The 213-nt window shown below is 64.8% G+C and carries 1 pseudogene; it reads left to right on the top strand.

The features are described 5' to 3' along the window. Window positions 1-213: pseudogene (locus tag A3722_RS11190) on the top strand (DUF3618 domain-containing protein); the annotation flags it as partial.

Here is a 213-nt window from a genome sequence, read left to right on the forward strand (position 1 = left end):
TGCGTGGAATGCCGGTGGCCGCTATGCCCGTCAGGGCGGTGAGCGTGCCTCGGACATGTTCGAAGAGCATCCGATGGTCGCTGGTGCATTGGCTCTCGCAGTGGGTGCCGCCATCGGTGCCGCCCTGCCCCGCAGCCGCACCGAAGACGCCTATCTGGGCGAGCACAGCGATGCGCTCTTTAACGAAGCCGAGCGTATCTATGTGGAAGAGCG

This window comes from Sulfitobacter sp. HI0027, from assembly GCF_001634775.1.
GTDB lineage: Bacteria > Pseudomonadota > Alphaproteobacteria > Rhodobacterales > Rhodobacteraceae > Sulfitobacter.